At 57.0% G+C, this 19,249-nt stretch carries 17 protein-coding genes and 2 pseudogenes; 6 read left to right on the plus strand and 13 right to left on the minus strand.

Going from position 1 to position 19,249, the window contains the following annotated elements; genetic code table 11:
- Nucleotides 1–222 precede the first annotated feature (222 nt).
- On the minus strand, nucleotides 223–387 hold the full coding sequence (locus AC630_RS45310) for a hypothetical protein (protein ID WP_167561157.1): 165 nt from the start codon (nucleotides 385–387) through the stop codon (nucleotides 223–225).
- Here AC630_RS45310 and AC630_RS08835 point away from each other — a divergent pair.
- Nucleotides 377–1,195, plus strand: a complete 819-nt coding sequence (locus AC630_RS08835; protein WP_167561158.1) for a helix-turn-helix domain-containing protein — start codon at nucleotides 377–379, stop codon at nucleotides 1,193–1,195. The two genes, AC630_RS45310 and AC630_RS08835, sit on opposite strands and share 11 nt — an antisense overlap.
- Here the strand turns inward: AC630_RS08835 and AC630_RS08840 are convergent.
- The 3 genes from AC630_RS08840 to AC630_RS08850 form a co-directional block, all read right to left on the minus strand.
- The gene (locus tag AC630_RS08840; protein ID WP_074118091.1) at nucleotides 1,174–2,268 is read right to left on the minus strand and encodes an acyl-CoA dehydrogenase family protein; all 1,095 of its coding nucleotides are present in this window, start codon (nucleotides 2,266–2,268) and stop codon (nucleotides 1,174–1,176) included. The two genes, AC630_RS08835 and AC630_RS08840, sit on opposite strands and share 22 nt — an antisense overlap.
- Before the next feature lie 125 nt (nucleotides 2,269–2,393).
- Complete coding sequence (locus tag AC630_RS08845) at nucleotides 2,394–3,464, minus strand: acyl-CoA dehydrogenase family protein (RefSeq protein ID WP_143197913.1); 1,071 nt, start codon at nucleotides 3,462–3,464, stop codon at nucleotides 2,394–2,396.
- 135 nt (nucleotides 3,465–3,599) lie between these two features.
- Nucleotides 3,600–4,955, minus strand: a complete 1,356-nt coding sequence (locus AC630_RS08850) for an aldehyde dehydrogenase family protein (RefSeq protein ID WP_074118104.1) — start codon at nucleotides 4,953–4,955, stop codon at nucleotides 3,600–3,602.
- Nucleotides 4,956–5,124: 169 nt separating this feature from the next.
- Here AC630_RS08850 and AC630_RS08855 point away from each other — a divergent pair, with 169 nt between their 5' ends.
- Nucleotides 5,125–6,747 carry a GMC family oxidoreductase gene (locus tag AC630_RS08855; protein WP_074118105.1) on the plus strand — a complete coding sequence of 541 codons (1,623 nt, stop codon included), beginning with the start codon at nucleotides 5,125–5,127 and terminating at the stop codon, nucleotides 6,745–6,747.
- A gap of 282 nt (nucleotides 6,748–7,029) precedes the next feature.
- Here AC630_RS08855 and AC630_RS08860 read toward each other — a convergent pair.
- The 4 genes and pseudogenes from AC630_RS08860 to AC630_RS46815 form a co-directional block, all read right to left on the minus strand.
- Nucleotides 7,030–7,878 (minus strand): annotated as a pseudogene (locus AC630_RS08860) (NAD(P)H-dependent flavin oxidoreductase); the annotation flags it as partial.
- Nucleotides 7,842–8,195, minus strand: coding sequence for an enoyl-CoA hydratase/isomerase family protein (locus tag AC630_RS48020; RefSeq protein ID WP_074118092.1), 354 nt, complete (start codon nucleotides 8,193–8,195; stop codon nucleotides 7,842–7,844). The gene AC630_RS48020 and the pseudogene AC630_RS08860, both read right to left, overlap by 37 nt.
- A 131-nt stretch (nucleotides 8,196–8,326) precedes the next feature.
- Complete coding sequence (locus AC630_RS46810) at nucleotides 8,327–8,716, minus strand: MaoC family dehydratase (protein ID WP_245330311.1); 390 nt, start codon at nucleotides 8,714–8,716, stop codon at nucleotides 8,327–8,329.
- A complete protein-coding gene (locus AC630_RS46815) occupies nucleotides 8,682–9,188 on the minus strand; it encodes a MaoC family protein (RefSeq protein ID WP_245330312.1) in 507 nt (168 codons plus the stop codon). Before AC630_RS46815 ends, AC630_RS46810 begins: the two co-directional genes overlap by 35 nt.
- A 754-nt stretch (nucleotides 9,189–9,942) precedes the next feature.
- On the opposite strand from AC630_RS46815, the pseudogene AC630_RS08875 reads away from it, so the two are divergent.
- Nucleotides 9,943–10,225, plus strand: a pseudogene (locus AC630_RS08875) (ATP-binding protein); the annotation flags it as partial.
- A gap of 169 nt (nucleotides 10,226–10,394) precedes the next feature.
- Nucleotides 10,395–10,568, plus strand: a complete 174-nt coding sequence (locus tag AC630_RS46820) for an Lrp/AsnC ligand binding domain-containing protein (RefSeq protein ID WP_245330313.1) — start codon at nucleotides 10,395–10,397, stop codon at nucleotides 10,566–10,568.
- 6 nt (nucleotides 10,569–10,574) lie between these two features.
- Here AC630_RS46820 and AC630_RS08885 read toward each other — a convergent pair whose 3' ends face one another.
- The 3 genes from AC630_RS08885 to AC630_RS08895 form a co-directional block, all read right to left on the minus strand.
- Nucleotides 10,575–11,459: an HpcH/HpaI aldolase/citrate lyase family protein gene (locus tag AC630_RS08885; RefSeq protein ID WP_083636162.1), complete on the minus strand. Its 885-nt coding sequence runs from the start codon at nucleotides 11,457–11,459 to the stop codon at nucleotides 10,575–10,577.
- A 51-nt stretch (nucleotides 11,460–11,510) separates the two neighbouring features.
- Nucleotides 11,511–12,698, minus strand: coding sequence for a CaiB/BaiF CoA transferase family protein (locus AC630_RS08890; RefSeq protein WP_245330314.1), 1,188 nt, complete (start codon nucleotides 12,696–12,698; stop codon nucleotides 11,511–11,513).
- Nucleotides 12,699–12,910: 212 nt separating this feature from the next.
- Nucleotides 12,911–14,512, minus strand: coding sequence for a GMC family oxidoreductase (locus AC630_RS08895; RefSeq protein ID WP_074118093.1), 1,602 nt, complete (start codon nucleotides 14,510–14,512; stop codon nucleotides 12,911–12,913).
- A gap of 174 nt (nucleotides 14,513–14,686) precedes the next feature.
- On the opposite strand from AC630_RS08895, the gene AC630_RS08900 reads away from it, so the two are divergent.
- A complete protein-coding gene (locus AC630_RS08900) occupies nucleotides 14,687–15,718 on the plus strand; it encodes a LysR substrate-binding domain-containing protein (protein ID WP_074118094.1) in 1,032 nt (343 codons plus the stop codon).
- A 90-nt stretch (nucleotides 15,719–15,808) separates the two neighbouring features.
- On the opposite strand, the gene AC630_RS08905 is transcribed toward AC630_RS08900, so the two are convergent.
- Nucleotides 15,809–16,105, minus strand: a complete 297-nt coding sequence (locus AC630_RS08905) for an alpha/beta fold hydrolase (protein ID WP_074118095.1) — start codon at nucleotides 16,103–16,105, stop codon at nucleotides 15,809–15,811.
- A 33-nt stretch (nucleotides 16,106–16,138) separates the two neighbouring features.
- Entirely contained in the window at nucleotides 16,139–17,356 is a 1,218-nt protein-coding gene (locus AC630_RS08910; RefSeq protein WP_245330315.1) for an ABC transporter substrate-binding protein, read from the minus strand.
- A 266-nt stretch (nucleotides 17,357–17,622) separates the two neighbouring features.
- Here AC630_RS08910 and AC630_RS08915 point away from each other — a divergent pair, with 266 nt between their 5' ends.
- Nucleotides 17,623–19,068, plus strand: a complete 1,446-nt coding sequence (locus AC630_RS08915) for an aldehyde dehydrogenase family protein (RefSeq protein WP_074118109.1) — start codon at nucleotides 17,623–17,625, stop codon at nucleotides 19,066–19,068.
- Nucleotides 19,069–19,249: the final 181 nt, after the last annotated feature.

Genomic DNA, 19,249 nt, shown 5'->3' on the forward strand with positions numbered 1-19,249 from the left:
GTTCAAGTCACGCCTGCAGGCGAGCTAGATGCACGCATCGGGCCTCTTTTTAGATACGTGAAATGTCACCTGCTTTGCTTGTTACGAGATGCAAGCTCCCGAGCGACCAACGGACTTTCGAGTGCGGCCGAAAGTTAAAGAAGTAGCACTCATTAATTTCTCTTTCCCGGCCATTTCTGATGGCTTGCGGCGTTGCCTAATCGCCAAACTTTGCTAGATTTCTCATAGCCGCGAACCGAAAAGTTCGAACTTTTGCAGGGCAAGCTCGAGCATGACGCCTGATGTCGCGGAGAGCGCCAAAAGAGACAAAAATATAACAAAATCAGTAATATCGGTGAGGGAAATGAAGTCTGTTTCGCGTGGCACGGAGGAAGATTTGTCGACCATCAAATCGGCCCGACGCGTTCTACAGATACTGGAATACCTCAAGGAAACGAGGCAGCCAGCCAACACCACAGATATTGCAATGGCACTCAATTGCCCGATATCGAGCACGTCTCTCCTACTTAAGTCGCTCGCAAGCCTCGGGTATCTGGTCTTCGATCGTCAGACACGCACGTACCAGGCGAGCCTTCGAGTCGGTCTACTCGGCGGGTGGACTTATGATGAAGATTTCGATTTGGCGCGACTGAACGCGATCACAGGACGCCTCACAGAGGAAACGGGTGCAGACGTGTACCTCGCGGTCCGCAACGACATTCACATTCAGTATATTGGAGTAATGTCGATCCATAAGCTTCGTAAGGACACGGCACCCACTGTCGGAGACAAGCTCTATCTGACGGAAACGGCGATGGGCTTATTGCTGATGTCCACGTTTGACGACGAACTAATCGAACGCATCACCCGTCGCATTAACGCGGAATCACCCGTGCGCCGCCCGAGATTAAGCTACGCGGAAGTAAGCACCAGGATTGCCGCGATCCGGGAACGAGGCTACACCTACATGGCCGTGGATGAGGCGACCGAACGATCGATCGTCGCAAAGCTGATCGAGACCGGCTCACCGCAGCGGCTGGCCGTGGGTCTGTCAAGCCCGCGCGATGATGTCGCAATCAATTACGCCCAAATCGCAAACGCTTTGGACGATGCGCTTATCTGTATGCGCGCGCAAGATCCGTCAAACGCCAATGTTGTTGCGGCACGCCGCACTCGATACGGAGTTGCGGCGTCTCAGTCCATCAGCGTCGTATAGGCTGCGGTGAAATAGTCGGTATTTCCGAACTGCGCCTCGATCATACGAGCGCGCCTATAGTAGTGCGACACCGGCATTTCATCGGTCATTCCCATGCCGCCGTGCAGATGTAGGCACTGGCCGGCGACCATCGTCGCGATCGAGCCAGCCTGTATCTTTAGGCCGAAGATCGACCGTGCACGCAGCGTACGGGCCGAAGACGATTGCGAAAGAGCGTCGAGCAAAGACCAGCGAAGCGTCTCCGTCTCGACGAACAGGTCCGAAATCCGATGTTGTAGCGCCTGGAATTCGATCAACGAACGCCCAAATTGCTTTCGGTCGGCAAGATAGTCCTTGGTTTGAGTTAAGACCGCCTCACACAAGCCGATGGCCTCGGCACCGACCCCGAGCAGCGCAACATAGATGGCGTCGTCGAGCGCGCTCGCATAGCCAGGAGCCCCCACGAGCAACTCGGCTTCGGCCAGATCGAATTCCACATCCGACACCCAGTCGTTATCGACCGTCCTGTAGTGGCGCGTGGCTACACCAGTTCCACCCATAGGCACAGCAAAGAAGGACGGACCATCTGGGGTAACCGCGGATACGATCGTCTCGTCCGCAAAGCATCCCGAATAGACCAACCGTTTGCGGCCGGTCAAACGATAGGAGGAGCCTACGGCGATCCCGCGCACCGTTGGCGAATCCATCATTCCACGGCTGCCCGGCTCCAAGTGTGCAACGGTCAGATGCCTTTCACCTTCGGCGCTCGCCGCGAGTCGCTCCCGGGCTCCCCTGGAGTCTGCATTACGCAGCAACGCACTTGCGATACTCGCCGAAAGATAAGGCCCAACGTACAGATGCCGGCCGGCTTCCTCCATCAGGATGGCGAATTCCACCGCGGAGCCCCCAAGTCCCCCGGCTTCTTCGGGTAGCCAGGCTCCCAGCCAGCCGAGGTCAACAAGCTTGCTCCAGACGCCACTCGGGGCATCGTCAGCGATCAGTAGTTTCCGTCGATCGAACGCGTATTGGTCGCGAAGAAAACGCGCTGCACTTTCCTTGAGGAGCTTCTGTTCTTCATTCAGATGCAGATCCACGTCACGCTCTCGCAAGTTGCTTGAAGATGATGCTACGCTGGACCTCCGAAGTTCCAGCGTAGATGGTTCCTGCACGCCGATACAGCGCCTGCGCCATCAATCCAGGCGCCTCATCCTGAGCCCAGCTAAAAAAAATTGCTGACGGCCTCCTGCTCCGGATCCGGATAAAACGGGATTGCGTCCAATCCAAGCGCATCGAGTGCCAGGTCAAGGATGTTTTGGAGCAGCGCGCAGCCCTTGAGCTTGAGCGCCGACGCCGCAGCAGTTGGGTCAGGGACGTCACTATGCAGCATGCGCAAGACTCCCCATTCCAGCGCGCGCAACTCAATCTCAAGCCTTGCGGCCCGATTGCGGAAGCCTGAAACGTCGAACAATGGTTGGCCGTTGAACTGAGCCTTTTGGGCAATTTTCTTCGTTCGCCTGTAAGCGCGTTTCGAATGGTGGACGAAGGCATTCACGGTGCGCTCATTGTCGAGCAGGAACTTGGCGTAACTCCAGCCTTTACCTTCCTGGCCAACGAGGTCATCAGCGGATACCTTCACGTTGTCGATGAATACCTCGTTGACCGTATGCCCTGCATCCAATGTGCGGATCGGGCGGACTGTGACGCCGGGATCTTTCATGTCGAGCAGCAGGAACGAGATGCCTTCCTGCTGCTTCCTCCCCTGGCTAGTGCGCGCCAAGCAAAACATCATGTCGGCGAAGTGCGCATCGGTCGTCCAGATCTTGCGGCCGTTGACGACGTAGTCGGCACCATCCCGCACGGCTCGCGTTTGAAGGGAAGCCAGGTCGGAACCTGAGCCCGGCTCCGAAAAGCCCTGACACCAAAGCGTTTCCCCCGACAGGATCGCCGGCAAATACTTCTTCTTCTGGCTGTCCGATCCGAACGTGTAGATTACCGGACCTACAAGCCTCGTTCCGAACGGACTGACAGGGGGCGCATCAGCCGCGAGACACTCGTCGTCGAAAATATACTGTTGTATCGGACTCCAGCCCGTTCCTCCGTGCTCGACCGGCCAGTGTGGTACGGACCACCCCCGCTTGTGCAAGATCGCTTGCCAAGCTTGCAGGTCTTTTTTGGGAGGATGGTAGCCTCTGGAGAAACGGCGCGCGATATCCTTGGGAAGATTCTCGCTCAGAAAAGCTCGTATCTCATCACGAAATGCGATGTCCTCGGCAGAGAAGTCCAGATTCATTTTGCCTCACCAGATGAAGACTTCGCCGTAGCGGACCAGCGACACGCGGTCTAGCGATGTAATTTGGTTTCAAGCCGGATTTCGCATCCGTGAAAAATGTTTCTGGATCCCTTGCCTTGGCAGTAGGTTGCAACACTACCTTACCGATCTGCGCACGATAATCACTTTCGGTTCGGTAAACTCCTCGACCGCAAAGCGCACACCTTCTCGACCGAATCCGGACGTGCCTACGCCTCCGTAAGGCATGTGGTCGACCCGCCACGTGCTTGGCCCATTGACGATAACGCCACCGGCATTCACCTCTTCGCAGAACCTAAAAGCGGCATCGATGTTGGCCGTATAAATGCCGTGGTGAATGGCGCCGCTGACCGCGTTGATCTCAGAGATCGCTTCGTCGATCGACGAGACGGTCGCTACCGCGACTACCGGCCCGAAGGCTTCCATGCGCATCAAACTCATATCGGCGCTGGCACCGGCAACGAGCGTCGGCTCGAGATATGAACCTGTCCTCCTACCACCGCAGGCTACGGAGCCACCGCGCTGTACGGCGTCCTCGACTAGGTTCTGGACGCGGATAGCTGCGCTTTCATCGACCATGGGGCCGATCGGCGCACCGCCACTTGCCCCTTCTTGCATGGCGATGACGCTTTCCTTCAGAGCGCGCACGAATTCCTCGTAACGTTGCTGCTCCACGTAAATCCGCTGAACGGAAATGCACGACTGGCCGGACCTGACAAAACCGCCGGCCGCACACTCGCGAGCGGCCAGTGTAATGTTTGCATCAGCCGCAACGAAGACAGCTCCTACACCGCCAAGCTCGAGATGAACTCGCTTTCGCGGCACCATGTCCTTGATTTTCCACCCGAACTCGCCTCCGGTGAAGCTAATGACTGGCAGGCGCTGGTCGCGGATGAGAGCCGCCGTGGTTTCGTTGTCAACATCGAGAACGGCAATTGCCTCCTTGGGCCAGCCTGCTTCGACGAAAAGTCGCGCCAGACTGATCGCAGATCGAGGGACTCGGGGAGCAGGCTTGATCACGATCGGAGCCCCCGCCGCAATCGCCGGCGCGATCTTGTGCGCCGGAATCAGCAAGGGTCCGTTGTATGCCGTAATTCCCAGGATCGGACCGATCGGTTCGCGTTTGACATAGCCGAACGCGCCGCGCGCACGGTCAATGGCGTCGACGTTGAGCGCCTCGGACATTCCGGTGCGGGCAAATGCCGCTGTCAGGGTGAAGACCTCGATCGCGCGCTGTACCTCCAGCTGCATGTCGAAAAGAGTCAGGTACCCACTTTCGTCTTCAAGTGACTGGGCGATGAGATCGGCGCGCTGCGCCAAACTGGTAGAAACCCTATCGAGAACGGCCGCCCTATCGGCACTGCTGGTCTTCCGCGTGGTAGCGGTGCTGCCCGCCGCCAAGGCCACCGCGCTTTCGACGCTTTGCCCGTCAAAAGGCTTCTCTTCACCCGCAATGAATGTTGCTTTGACCATGCCTACCATATCGCCTCTCGGACCCGCTGCGACGATTGCCCCCCTTTCGTTCGGCAGCAAGTCGCATTTCGGAACTTGTTGTGTGACGAAAAGAGATGAGTTTTACCTATCGTCGCTCGGTCCTACACCTATACGGGAGCGAGTCGTCGCAGTGTCGAGGAGGGGGAGCATGGAGACTGCTGGAGCAGGTTTCGACTATGTGATCGTGGGCGCCGGGACGGCTGGATGCCTGCTGGCGGACCGTCTTTCGGAGAACCCTGCCAACAAGGTCTGTATCGTCGAGGCAGGGCCACGCGACAACTATCCCTACATCCATCTGCCCGCAGGTTACATCAAAACGCTCTTCAACCCTGCCTACACCTGGCAGTTCAAGACAGAGCCATCCGACTTGATCCACGGTCGCAGCATCAGTACCACGCAAGGCCGCACGCTCGGCGGATCCAGTTCGATCAACGGCTTAGTATATAATCGGGGACAAGCTGCCGACTACAATAACTGGGCGCAGTTAGGCAATCACGGATGGAGCTATGCCGATCTGCTGCAGTATTTTCGTCGCACGGAAAGGCGGATCGGAGAAGCCGACAGCGTTTATCGCGGACGTGATGGATCCCTTCCGGTCACTGACATCGATTGGCGGCATCCGCTCTGCGAAGCGTTCGTCAGAGGCGCGCAAGGCATCGGAATACCGTACAACCCAGACTATAACGGCAGCTCCCAAGAGGGCGTCGGCTATTATCAACGCGTGATCCATCGAGGACGCCGGTGGAGTTCGGCCCGAACTTTTCTGTCTAACGCGCGCAAGCGTGCAAACGTCACTTTGGTAGTCGATGCACAAGTTACACGTATTGTTTTCGAGGGGCGGCGCGCTGTCGGCGTAACCTTGGAACGACCCGACGGCAGTCAAAGCACGCTTATGGCCAGAAATGAGGTGATTGTTTCCGCAGGAGCTATCAATAGTCCCAAGCTGCTGCAGTTGTCGGGAATTGGTCCAAGCGAACTCTTCAAATCCTTAGGAATCCCACCGGTTCATGTCTTGGAAGGCGTTGGCGAGAACCTGCGCGATCACTGGGCTATTCGTGTCGTCGCACGCGTCAAGAACGTCGCAACGATCAATCGTTTGGTCACCGGATTTCCCCTCGCGCTGCAAGCTCTACGCTGGGCGTTCGGTTTCCCCAGCGTTCTGGCCGTCAGTCCTTCGTTGGCCCATGTGTTCTGGAAGTCGGACGACGCGTTGTCGTCTACCGACCTGCAACTGACATTTACTCCAGCCAGCTACCGAGAGGGGGTAGCCGGGCTTTTGGACAGCTTTGATGGGATGACGTGCGGTGTCTGGCAGCAGCGGCCCGAAAGCGTCGGCTACGTACGTGCTCGGAGCACCAATGCTCGCGAAGACCCGGTAATTCAACCGAACTATCTGAGCGCCGAAAACGACCGAAGGGTGATTGTGAACGGAATCAAGCTTGCCAGGTCTCTTCTGGAGACGGAGCCGTTGAGGCCCTATTTCGATAGTCGGGAAAGTCCCGGTGTCGAGATCAATACCGATGCCGAAATCCTCGATTTCGCAAAGAGTAAGGGATCGACCGTCTTTCACCTTATCGGCTCTTGCCGGATGGGACCCGCACAAGACGCCCGCTCGGTGGTAGACGACCGGCTGCGGGTTCATGGCGTCGCTGGGCTCCGGGTGATCGACGCTTCAATCATGCCCTCTATGCCTTCCGCAAACACCATGGCTGCTACCTATGTAATTGCCGAAAAAGGCGCCGATCTTATCCTTGCCGATAACAATGCTTGACGCCGTGGCGCTTTCAAGCTTCGGCGGGATCAGATCGTTAACGCCTCGGGAAATTGATGGGTAACGGCGGCGGCCGTGCGGCCGCTCGTGTTAATGCGATCGTCGTACGGCTTTCGACGAACCGCCCGATCGTTGAGGGGGAGGAAGCGCCCCTCAACCGCAAGCGAAAAGTGACGTCTACCGATCGTCACCTTCTCTCCGGACGACCGACTGATCTCTCTTTCGAAGATCCGAATACGAGCCGAGGAAAGCTCGTCAACAATAGCGCGGCACCAATTTGTCTCAAGCCACTTTTCTGGCTCCGGCGGTATCAAGAAAGCCGCCAAAACGATTTCTCATGATGTCTTCCGCTTGGAGCATGATGCGGTCGATCAATTCCTTAACGCTGGGGACATCGTGAATGAGGCCGGTCACCAATCCACAGCTCCAGACCCCCACATCCATTTGTCCGTCGACCATGATCTTCGGGTACACCCCGGCCACCTGGGCGTAAATATCATCGACCTTGAGTTCGTCTCTCTTCTCGCATTCGATCTGCCGCACCCGTTCCACGCTCGCATTCTTCAACACGCGCTCCGTGTTGCGTAGGGAACGCATGATCAGCGCAGTGTCGAGCTCGGTAGCCGCAACGAGTGCGTCTTTCACGTTCTGATGTACCGGCGCCTCTCTAGTCGCAATGAAGCGCGTTCCCATGTTCATGCCGGCGGCGCCCAGCGCCAATGCCGCGACGAGGCTGCGGCCATCCGCCATGCCTCCCGAGGCAATAAACGGAATCTTCAGTTCGTCCGCCGCGCGCGGTAACAAGATCATGTTTGGAATATCGTCTTCGCCCGGATGACCGCCGCATTCAAAGCCGTCGACACTCACTGCGTCGCAACCAATGCGCTCGGCTCTTAGCGAGTGGCGGACCGATGTGCATTTGTGAATCACCTTGATCCCGGCAGCCTTAAGCGCGGGCAAGTATTGCTCCGGGCTGCGGCCGGCGGTCTCGACCATCTTCACGCCACCTTCGGCGATGGCGGCAATGTATTCCGGATAAGGTGGCGTCGAGAAGGTGGGGAGAAACGTGAGGTTCACACCGAATGGCTTGTCGGTCATCTCACGGCAGCGAGCGATTTCCCCGAGCAGAACGAAGGCCCCTCACCGCGAAGCAGCACTGCAAGCACCGATGGATCGTGGTTGACCCGACGAAAAGCCTCCCCCATCGCGTCGTTTTCAGCATTATGACGTTTCGGCCTGTTTAGCGAAATGATGCCGACGCCCTCGCGCACCTCGACAAGGATAAGTTTCTTTTCCGCGGCCTCCTTATTTTCTGTCATCAATTTCTCCAATCGTTGTTGAATTTGAATCAAGCCGTCCGTGCCGGCTAGTCGGCTGCATTTACTGAAGAGCCTGCTCTGCCATCGCCCTAAGTTCGCCTCACTGCACTTTCCTGTCGTTGGGGCCATCAACGTAAGGAAACCCGTGAATCGCGGTGTAGCGCACCGGCAACTTGTATTTCGCAAGCGCACGCATGCAGTAGGATGAGAGTTCACTATCCCGGATCTCGGCACCCTGCTGTGGGAGCCTGCATCGAGGTTCAACGTAGCCGCAGCTGTCCGGCGTTGATCACGATGACTTCGCGCTCTATCACCCGACAGCGGAACAAGACCTCCTTGGGTGATGATCGCCAAATCTCAGTTCTTATCGTTTCCCCGGGATAGACCGGAGCAGAAAAGCGTACGCGAAGACCAGCAATCCGAGCGGGATCGTAATCGCAGACGGCCTTCAGCAGCGCGTGACAGGCCATACCATAAGTGCACAATCCATGCAGAATCGGGCGCTCGAATCCAGCACCGGTTGCAACCGCTGGCTCGATATGAAGGGGATTATCGTCCCCATTCAATCTGTAGAACAGAGCCGCCTGGGGTAAGGTCGGCAGGTCGATCGCAAGATCAGGAATTCGAGAAGGCAGATCGAGGAGCGGCAACCGCGGCCCCTGAGGGCCGCCGAACCCCCCCGTTGGTCCGCATGAACGCGGTTGCATAGACAGAAGCAATCAGGTCGTTTGTTGCTCGATCCCGAAGGTCATTGCGCGTTGTCATGATCGCGCCCTTGCCCGCGCCGCGATCCACCAACGTCTCCACTTGCATTTGGCCGACGATTGTGCCTTCGGGCGGCAGAGTCCTGTGCAGGACTATGTCCTGCTCGCCATGCAACGAATTCGCCCAATCAATGCCCGTGTCAGGATGCCGTACCCAGAATCCAGGATTTGCGAGCACACTTGCCATGGTCGGCATAGCCTGCAACCAAGGCTCGTAGATGAACTTCAGTTGCTCTCGTGCGCAAGGATCAGATCCCATGCCTACGCTGAGAGCGTAAAATGAAGTATCCTTCCACGTGTAGGTCTGTGTGATTTCCGGAAACGGCCAGTTCTTTAGCCGGTCATAAATGATGGCCATCCGTGCAACGTGCGCATTTTCTTGATGGTCCCTAGCGATGATGTCATCTCGCGGAGATAGCCTGCCATAGATTCCCGCGTTCGGCAGAGCCATCGCTGAGAATTCAAGTATGTGAAATCTCTGAAAGCGGTTTGCGGGGAGACGAAACTCTCCGGAGGGACCTGAAGACCATCGACAGCGTTCAGAAAACCGCCTTCTCGGCTTTTCACATATGAAGAAAGTTCGCGAACGCTGCTAGCATTTTGCTTGATGGGTGCTACATCAGCTCCGACACGGTTCGATCAGGGTCGGTCCGACATGCTGCTTGCTCGTCGTGTCTGCCCACTTGGGCGTTTCCTCCCTCACTAGCCCAGCGATCCCGGATCGCTGGGCCTTTTCATTGGTTTCAGTGGATGACCTCGCGTGGCAGCCCGGCGACGGCGCCAAGGTGGTGACACTCAGTGATGGCAGGAGCTTGCTGCAATAGCCTACTTTGCATGGGGCGATACGCCGAACTCGTGGAGGTGGAGATTAGAAACGGACGCATTGTGCTTGGCCGCCAGATCGTGTGCCCTGCTCCAGACATCAGCCGCCGGCAGCAAACGAAGCGACTGTAGCAGGCGGTACGTGGGCGCTAGCGCGCTTGGCAGATCGTGCCGGGTCGCCGTCCCGAAATCATAGCAAGAACGCGCTAAAGCCGCCGCCTTCGAGTCGCCCCACGCTCAATGCCGCAGCGGCGCTCCACGTCAGCAGGTTCAACGACCGCGCCTGGGTCATCGTCACCACCAATCCAGCCTTCGGAGAATGGCCCAGCGTGTTCGGCGATGCCGAGGTGACCACCGCGCTGCTCAACCGGTTGATCCACCACTGCGACATCGTCGAGACCGGCAACGACAGTCTGGCGATTCAAAAGCCGCGACGACGATCACGCAACCCGCGCTCGTCTCGCCTCCGCAATCCCGGCCAGCTCCAACGAGACGAGCGCTACCAGAAAACCCCGCCGCTCAAAGGGGGCAGAATTGGACGCCGATGAGGGGGCAAATTTGAACGCCAATTGACATGGAAGCAAACGGAACGATCGAGCGCTACACGCGATCATCAACAAGCCGCACTCGGCTTGAATGATATCGTTTTCATCGAGGCTACACTTCAGCGGCATGACGAGTGCGTTCTTCAGCAGTTTGGTAGCGAGCTGGCTAAAATTCCGGAAGTACTGGAGGCGCACCCGTGACCGGCGAATATGACTACCTAGTCAAGGTTGCCGTGGCCGGCACCGCCGATTACGAACGTTTTCTTCGCGAGCGGCTCTATCGAATAAGGGGCATCTGTCACTTCCGTACCACCTTTTCGCTACGCGCCTTGATGCGAGCTGTCTCGGCAGATCCCCTTGCAGTCGGCTAATGTCGCCTAAGCGGATCCCCTGTGGCTGGCCCGCGCCAAAAGCCTTTTTGCCGCGGCTAGATGAGGCGTATCGATCATGCGCCCGTTGTATCGAAACGCAGCCCCACCGCCATCCTGAGACATCTGCAATATGCAACGAGCTTCTTCGATCTCTTCAATCGTGGGGGAGAATGCGGAATTGATTTCGTCCACTTGAGATGGATGGATTGCAAGTTTTCCGGAGAACCCCATCCAGCTTGCTTCGATAGCTTCCTTGATGAGGCCTTCGCTGTTGGATATGTCGACGAAGGGTGTGTCAACACAGGCGATTCCGGCGGAAGCGGCGGCAAAGAGGGCAAGCGACCGGACTGTCTTGAACACTTCCAGAATTTCACCGTCAGGACGACGCGTCCGGCGCGATCCCAGTTCCGTACCGAGATCCTCCATCCCCCAAAAAATGCCGCGTACCCGTTCGTGGGCCCCTGCGATTTCGGGTAGTCTGAACACTGCCTCCGGCATCTCAGTGGCTATCGGGATGAGGGAAGTGGTCCGAGCTCCAGATTCGACACCACTCAACATTGAGGCCACCTTTTGCAGGTCAGATGCCGCCGTAATCTTCGGCACGACATAGCCGTCGGGAGCCGCCTTGATCGTGCCGGCTATGTCGTCCTCAATGAGCCCTGTCTGCAGCGCATTCGTTCGGATGACGATGGCACTGGAAACGCCGGATTCCCTCGCTCGTCGAATGGCACTGGCTGCCGTCGCACGCGCGTTTAGCTTGTTCTCCGCTGTGACCGAATCTTCCAGATCGATGATTATTGCATCAGCCGAACACGACAAGCACTTGGCCAATTTGCGTTCTGAGTCGCCAGGCACAAACAGCCAGGAACGGATAGCGCGAAAATCAATCATGGGTGTCTGTCACTGCACTCTTTGAACGCCGGAGCAAATGGATGGCTTGGCCTATACAGATGATACGCCGCCCCTCTCTCGGTTTAGCTCACGCAAGATTTCTGCTCTGTGTTCGTCGAGCATCGGCGCCGGGCGTCTGATTGCACCGGGAGTCGCGCTCAGGCGAGCTACCACCGAATGCATGGGCAAGGAGCCCGTCTCCTTATCTTCCATTTCGACGAACGTCCCTCGCGCCTTCACATGCGGATCTTCCATAAGAGATGCCGCATCGTAAATCGGCCCCACTGTCACCTCTGCCGCTTCGAAGTGGGCGAGGTTTTGCGCGAGCGTCCGCGCTGCAATGAAGGTCCCGATGATTTCGTCAAGCTGCTCAACATTGTCGACGCGCTTCTCATTGGTCATGAAGCGCGGGTCACTACAGAGTTCAGGCCGATCAATCGCTCGGAATAGCCGAAACGCCATTTCCGGTGTGGATGCCGATAGTGCTACATATTTGCCGTCGCTCGTTATATAGATGTTTCTCGGTGCGGACAGAGCCGTGCGGTTACCGGTACGCCCCGGCACCGTTCCTGTGGCCCTGAATACGGCTTGGTCGGCGCCGAGAACTGAGATGATCGGCTCAAGCAAGGAGAGATCGATTTCTTGTCCTTTCCCGGAACCGACTTCGGCCTCCCTTAGCGCGACGAGTGCTGCTGTGGCTCCGTAGAGGCCGGCGATCGAATCCGCCAAACCCAGATTGGGAAGGAGGGGTTCGCGATCTGGAAAGCCATTCTTGAAGGCAAATCCGGAGGCGGCTTCGACCAGTGTACCAAAGCCCGGTTTGTCACGATAAGGTCCTGTCATTCCCCAGCCACTGATACGCAAGACGACCAGCTTCGGCTGAACCTTGTGCAGTTCGCTCAGACCGAAACCCAATCGATCGAGCACACCTGGCCTGAAATTCTCGACCAGTATTTGAGAACTCGCCACCAATCGGCGAAAAATACCTCGATCTTCGTCTTTCTTAAGATCAATAACGATGCTGCGTTTGTTGCGCGCGTAAACCTTCCACTGAACCGAGATGCCGTTCGATTTCCAGGCGCGAAGAGAGTCCCCTTCGGGCGGCTCCACCTTCACAACATCTGCGCCGAGATCGGCCAGCACATGAGTCAGCATGTTTCCGGCAACGAGGCGAGAAAGATCGAGTACGCGCACTCCGTCCAGCGGACACTTCTTGTCCCGTGCGTAAGCTTGTATCACCCGAATTCCTCCATCTGCAGCCGCAAAGTTGATAGAGCAAATCGGGAATTCAGAGAAATAGCATCTGGTGAGTGGGCTATTGCAAAAACCTTGCGCTGCGGAAAGCGAACGAGCATGTGCAGTGGAACGCTTCAAGCCGAGGCAAGGACCGCCTGACAAAAAAAAACGCTCAGATGCGATCACGGCTCCGAGCGCTGTTCGCGCGTGAGTGACTATGCGGCGCGGCGTGCGTCATCTATGATCATGTCGGAAGCCTTTTCTCCGATCATGATCGTAGGTGCATTGGTGTTGCCGGTCGTTAGGACCGGCATGATGGAAGCATCGACCACTCTCAGTCCGTCCAAGCCGCGAACTCTGAGCTTCGGATCAACAACCGCCATGTCATCGATCCCCATCTTGCACGTCCCAACCGGATGATAGAGCGATGCCCCTTCCCGCCTTATAAATTCCTCGATTTGCGCATCGGTCGTGACATTTCGACCGGGACGCGTTTCCTCCACTATGTAGTTGGAGAAAGACGGCGCAGAGAAAATCCTTCTGGCGTGCTCAAGTCCCGCCGTCATGACCCGAATGTCGTCCCTATCCGTCAAATAGCCATAGCGTATCTTTGGCGGCGCCATAGGATCGGCAGTAGCGATCATAACGGATCCGCGGCTCCCCGGGCGCGTGGGGCAGACAGCCACCGTCATTCCCGGTGTCTCTTCCAGAACGAGGGCTTTTCCGAAGATGTAACTTGCTGGCGTAAACAGAAGCTGCAAATCCGGGCTCTGCAGACCTTCCCGACTCTTGCAGAATACCATGGCGCTTGTAACGCCGAAGGTCAGCGCTCCGTTGCCGAAGAGCCCAAACTTCACAATCTCTCGGGCAAGACGCCAACCGCGTGCGAGTTCGTTGATTGAGGTCACGTTGCGAAGCCGACAAACCAACCTTGCGGTTAGATGATCGGAAAGATTGCGACCGACCCCGGGCAGTTTGACACGAGTTGAAACTCCAACAGACGCCAAGTGGTCGGGGTCTCCGATGCCCGACAATTGCAGCAACTGCGGCGAACCGATTGCGCCGGCGGAGAGTATAACTTCCCTACTCGCCCGAATTTCCCGCATCTGCGCTTCCTGGCAATACCGAACTCCGACGCATTTTCCGTTCTCGATGATGAGTTCGGATACATTCGCCTTTGGAATGACGTGCACGTTTCTGCGCGCTGCCGGGTCCTGCAGGTAAGTTCGGTAAGTGGAGCCCCGAAACCGACCGCGACGCGTCATCTGTGCATAGCCAACGCCTTCCTGCTGCGCACCGTTGAGATCGGGGGTGAATGCAAACCCTGCTTCCTGAGCCGCGCTTACGAACAAGCGCGTAAGTGGAAGGATCGTCCTATAGTCTTCGACCTTAAGGGGGCCTGACTTACCCCGATAGTGAGGATCGCCTTCGCCGCGGTACGCTTCGGCACGCCTGAACAGGGGCAGGACGTCTTCGTAGCTCCAGCCACTGCATCCGAGTTGAGCCCAGCCGTCATAATCCGCCGGATTGCCTCGGACATAGAGCATCCCGTTGATCGAACTGCTGCCTCCAAGAACCTTGCCGCGCGGCGTGTGGATCGGCCGCCCGAATGTCCCCTCTTCGGGCTCGGACGCATACATCCAGTTGTAGGTCTTGTTGTAAAGGAGGTGGCCTACTCCCGCCGGAATTTGAATGAGTGGATACGTGTCCCGCCCACCCGCTTCGAGAAGACATACAGCGAAGCCAGCCTCGGAAAGCCGGGCGGCAACCACGCATCCAGCCGACCCTGCGCCCACCACGACAAATTCTGGTTGCATAAACTTTCCTTATCTCGCGTTGATTGGTGGCTTCCACTTCGATCGGGAAACAGAAAGATCACAAGCATTGCTCGGGATGAAATATTGAAGATCGATATGGCTATCTGTAAGCCTTATAGCTGAGGTAATAGGTTTGATCCCTTTCTGCAGCCCACGATCGCCCAAGGAATTCGGATGGAACTTAGGCAGCTCCGCTACTTGATATCAGTCATCGACTTTGGAAGCTTCTCAAAGGCAAGCGGTCAGCTCAACATCGCTCAGCCAGCCCTAAGCCAGCAGATCACGAATCTCGAATCCGAGCTGGGCCGGCCCTTGCTCGTACGCAGCGGACGCGGCGTATCGCCAACCGAAGCAGGCCTTCGCCTGTATCGCCAAGCGCAAGTTATCCTTGCGCAAGTGGAGGAAGCAAAGTCCAATATCAGGACCTCGGGATATGCTGAGCAGTTTGTAGGCCAAGTCTCGGTAGGCTTGCCCACCTCCGCGGCCACCATGGTCGCACTACCCTACCTACAGCGAATGCGCAGTAGCTTTCCAGGTGTCCATCTGCGCATTGTCGAGTCCTTGTCCGGCCACCTGCTCGAAATGCTGCTGAAAAATAGGATTGATCTGGCAGTTCAATTTCGTGATGATCCGGCTGCGGGTTTGGAGGTAGTGCCATTACTGACTGAGGATCTATTCTGGGTTTCGTGCGACGCAGAGAACGCCGGTCGTCCTATATCTCTTCGAGAAATCGCCACTCTTCCAGTCTCAGTCCCTGGAAAGCCGCACGCCATGAGGTTGATCGTCGACCAGGCTTGCCAGCAGCAAAACCTAACACTCGATGTCATTGCCGATGTCGATTCGTTGCCTGCCCTGCGTGGAATAGCGGCCACAGGTCTCGCTGGAGTCATACTTCCCCAATCGGCGCTGGCAGAGTCGAGCGTTTACGGCAGCTTTTTTAGTCGTCCAATAGAACCGAGTCTCAGCCGACCGTTGTCGCTCTGTCGCTCCAAGGACGCTCCGCGCAGCCGGGCCATGCAAGCTGCGGAAGAAACCCTAAGCTTTACGATTAAAGATTTGGTCGAGTCGGGCACATGGAGGGGAGTACGGCTGGATCCAGCCCTGGCCACCCGCGAACCCGACAGAAGTTTGGTACCTAGGACCAGACAGACGCGGCGATCGCACTCTGCAGCGGAATTGAGGGTCCCCTCCGATGATCATGACTGATACATCGTGCGATCGGGCGGCTTATTTCTTGGAGTGGTCCTCCTCACGCGCCTAGGCCAGCGCCGCGTGTAACTTTGCGCGGCCTGAGCCTCAACGTCGTGACTCACGAACCCTACGGGTTTCCTTGATTGCGAGATCTTCGATCAATGCCCGAATATCGTCTGCAAGGACGTCCGCCGTTACCTTGTCGGACGGCCCCTGGTTCGGAATCTCGCCCCCTGAAGCCGGCGTAAACACCGAATATCGGCTGCTTAGCAGCGGCATGAGCCGCCTCCACACGGCTGAAAACTCCGGCCAGCCGTGGAGCAAGAAGGGCGGGGGCCCTTCTCCTTCGCGCAACAGATTCATACGAATACCGTTCGCGCACACGCTGATCTTCTCAACCATCTGTTCAATGCATGGTGACCAACATGGATACGCTCAACTCTTCTTCACAAGCGGGCAATCGCTTTCGCCGACGGGCTTTACCAGCTGATCTCCCGGAACCGTAGTGATTAGCTTGAAGTAGTCGTATGGATACTTGGACTCCGCCGGCGCCTTCACTTCCCAAAGAAAGTGATCTCGCACAACCCTGTTGTCAGGCCGGATCTTCACACCATGTGTGTAGAAATCATCGACTGGAATTTCTCTCATTTTTGCAGCAACGGCAGGACCATCAACTGACCCTGCGGCTTTGACGGCCTTGAGATAGTGGGTGACGGCGCTATATGCGGCGGCATGTACTTGAGTGGGAGCCCTTCCACCAAAGGCATTCATAAAGCGCTTGCTCCATGCCCTGGTTGCATCGTTTTGGTCCCAATAAAATGTATCCACGAAGCGAGTTCCCTTGGCGATATCCAAGCCCATCGAGTGCACATCGCTAATGTAGACGAGAAACGCTGCGAGCTGCTGTCCCCCTTGCGCTATGCCAAACTCGCTCCCTTGCTTCATCGAGTTGACAAGGTCACCGGCGCCATTGGCAAGCCCGATCACCTTGGCGCCCGAAGATTGCGCCGTAACGAGATACGACGAGAAATCTGCGACTCCGAACGGATGGCGGACCCTGCCCAGCACTTTTCCTCCCGCTTCCCTAACGGCGTCGCTGGCATCCTTGTCGAGTGAGTTACCGAATGCATAATCGGCTGTGATGAAGAACCAATCCTTACCACCATTGCTGACGATTCCCTTCGCGACACCGCGCGCCAAGGAATAGGTGTCGGTCGTGAACTGGAAGCCAGTGTCTATGCACTTCTCGCCCGCAAGTAGCGATGAGATTGCCGCCGTCGCAATGACAACTTTCTTGCGTGCCTTCGCGACCTCGAACGCAGCCAATGCCGTCGAGGAATTGGGTAGATCGATGATCATGTCGACGCCCTTGACGTCATACCATGCCGAAGCGATTTGAGCCGCCGTATCCGGCTTATTTTGGTGATCGGCAATAACGACCTCTATCGGCTTGCCAAGGACTGATGAGCCGAAGTCTTCAACCGCAAGCTTGACCGCCACCACTGTACCAGGACCGGCCAGATCGGCGGCCATGCCGGTCTGATCGTTGAGGACGCCAATCCTGACGGTCTTTTCATCGGCGTGCGCCGCACCCAACATCGCGCTGGCCAGCAGCAAACCGGCTAGAAGCCTCCGATGCATCGCCCCCTCCATGATTATTCTATGCTCTGTGCTGGCAGCTATAGCCTGTTGGCCTCATTTTCCATCATAGAAAACGGATATAGGACGATAACAAAAAGCTAGAGGCCCACCGTGAGACCACGCTCCGGGTGGCCCGCCTGTCTAATCGTGAATACTTATAGCCACCTACCTATTTGCTATTTCGCCTGACAAAACATCAATCATAAAAGGCAAGACGCAGATTGCATTAGGAGGAACCCATGTCCGGCGGAAGCGCGACGAAGGCAGAACAACCGACGATGGAACACCACGCGAACCTGATCGCCGGAAAGCGATGTCCAGCTTTGGATGGGCGCACCATCGACGTCGTATGTCCGTCCGATGGTCAGATCTTCGCGACAATCGCACGAAGCGGGATTGAGGACGTGGATGCTGCCGTCCGTGCAACTCGTCTAGCCTTCGATATCGGGCCCTGGCCGAGAACGTCCGCCACGGATCGCGGCAGGGTCTTGGCGAGGATGTCGGACTTGATCCTACGCTATCGAGAGGACTTGGCTCGCTTGGAAGCCAAGGATGTGGGGAAGATATATGCTTCCACCAATTCGGACCTGACGGTTCTAGCCCGCTACTTTGAATTCTACGCCGGGGCCGCTGACAAGATCGGGGGAGATGTCATCCCTCTTCCAACCGGCCTGACGGCCTTTACGCTCCGAGAGCCGCTGGGCGTAGTAGCAGGCATTCTGCCGTGGAACTCGCCGACCCAGATGTTCGGCCGCGTCGTCAGCCCCGCCCTGGCCATGGGGAATACCGTCGTGTTGAAGCCCGCAGAAGACGCTTGCCTGACGGTCCTCCGTCTCGCCGAACTGGCGATAGAGGCCGGATTGCCCGAAGGAGCGCTGAACGTGGTTACGGGATATGGCCACGAGGCAGGCGCCGCATTGTCTGCCCATCCCGCGATAGATTTCATTAGTTTCACGGGATCGCCGGAAGTGGGCGCGCTCGTTCAGCAGGCCGCGGCGAAGAATCACGTCGGGGTCACACTTGAGCTTGGCGGAAAGTCCCCGCATATCGTGTTTGACGACGCGGACTTTGCAGCCGCACTACCCGTGATCACCAACTCGATCATCGTGAACTCTGGACAGACCTGCGTAGCGGGCAGCCGATTGCTGGTTCATGCCAATGTCATCGACGAGGTCAGCCAATTGTTCGGCGCTCATTTCCGGAAGCTTTCAGCCGGACCTCACGATATCGACTGCGATCTAGGCCCCTTGATCAACGCCAAGCAGCACAGACGGGTCCTTTCCATGGTCGACCAAGCCGTCAACGAAGGCGTGCCGCTGATCGCCCAGGGAAAGATCGCTAATGGAAGTTCTGAGCAGGGATATTTCGTACGCCCTACTCTCCTCGGTCCGGTTCCTCGAGAGAACGCAATTGCCAAGAAAGAAGTGTTTGGCCCCGTGCTTTCTCTACTGCCATTCGTAAATGAAGCAGACGCAATCGCTCTGGCCAACGATACTTCATATGGATTGGCGGCCGCCGTTTGGACGAAGGATGTCGGTCGCGCGATGCGCACAGCGCGTCAACTCCGTTCCGGTCAGGTCTATATCAATGGATACGGTGCGGGCGGAGGCGTGGAGTTGCCATTCGGCGGCTTCAAGAAGTCCGGTCATGGTCGCGAGAAAGGGCTCGAAGCCTTGTATGAGTTCTCAGCGACAAAAACTGTCGTCCTAAATCACACTCAGTAAGAAGTTACATCAGATCAAGTTGATCTTCTATAACTGGTCTTCCGCTCAACTCTCGTAGGATCCCGGCCTCGCTTATGTCGGCGCGTTCAGCTATGCCCCGTGTCAACGTAAACTTCGCTTTCCTAGAAAGCCGTCCCCTTGGGCGGATTTCAATGCTTTCAGAAACGCGCGTGCCGCCGCC

The sequence above is a fragment of the Bradyrhizobium sp. AS23.2 genome, assembly GCF_001908185.1.
GTDB lineage: Bacteria > Pseudomonadota > Alphaproteobacteria > Rhizobiales > Xanthobacteraceae > Bradyrhizobium.

Coding starts and splice junctions, on each gene's coding strand:
- AC630_RS08855 (WP_074118105.1), top strand. CDS start 5,125: ATGGAGACTGCTGGAGCAGGTTTCGACTATGTGATCGTGGGCGCCGGG.
- AC630_RS08900 (WP_074118094.1), top strand. CDS start 14,687: ATGGAACTTAGGCAGCTCCGCTACTTGATATCAGTCATCGACTTTGGA.
- AC630_RS46815 (WP_245330312.1), bottom strand. CDS start 9,188: ATGGCCATCATTTATGACCGGCTAAAGAACTGGCCGTTTCCGGAAATC.
- AC630_RS08910 (WP_245330315.1), bottom strand. CDS start 17,356: ATGGAGGGGGCGATGCATCGGAGGCTTCTAGCCGGTTTGCTGCTGGCC.
- AC630_RS08915 (WP_074118109.1), top strand. CDS start 17,623: ATGGAACACCACGCGAACCTGATCGCCGGAAAGCGATGTCCAGCTTTG.
- AC630_RS08850 (WP_074118104.1), bottom strand. CDS start 4,955: ATGGTCAAAGCAACATTCATTGCGGGTGAAGAGAAGCCTTTTGACGGG.
- AC630_RS08845 (WP_143197913.1), bottom strand. CDS start 3,464: ATGAATCTGGACTTCTCTGCCGAGGACATCGCATTTCGTGATGAGATA.
- AC630_RS45310 (WP_167561157.1), bottom strand. CDS start 387: ATGGTCGACAAATCTTCCTCCGTGCCACGCGAAACAGACTTCATTTCC.
- AC630_RS08885 (WP_083636162.1), bottom strand. CDS start 11,459: ATGATTGATTTTCGCGCTATCCGTTCCTGGCTGTTTGTGCCTGGCGAC.
- AC630_RS48020 (WP_074118092.1), bottom strand. CDS start 8,195: ATGGCCCCAACGACAGGAAAGTGCAGTGAGGCGAACTTAGGGCGATGG.
- AC630_RS08905 (WP_074118095.1), bottom strand. CDS start 16,105: ATGGTTGAGAAGATCAGCGTGTGCGCGAACGGTATTCGTATGAATCTG.
- AC630_RS08895 (WP_074118093.1), bottom strand. CDS start 14,512: ATGCAACCAGAATTTGTCGTGGTGGGCGCAGGGTCGGCTGGATGCGTG.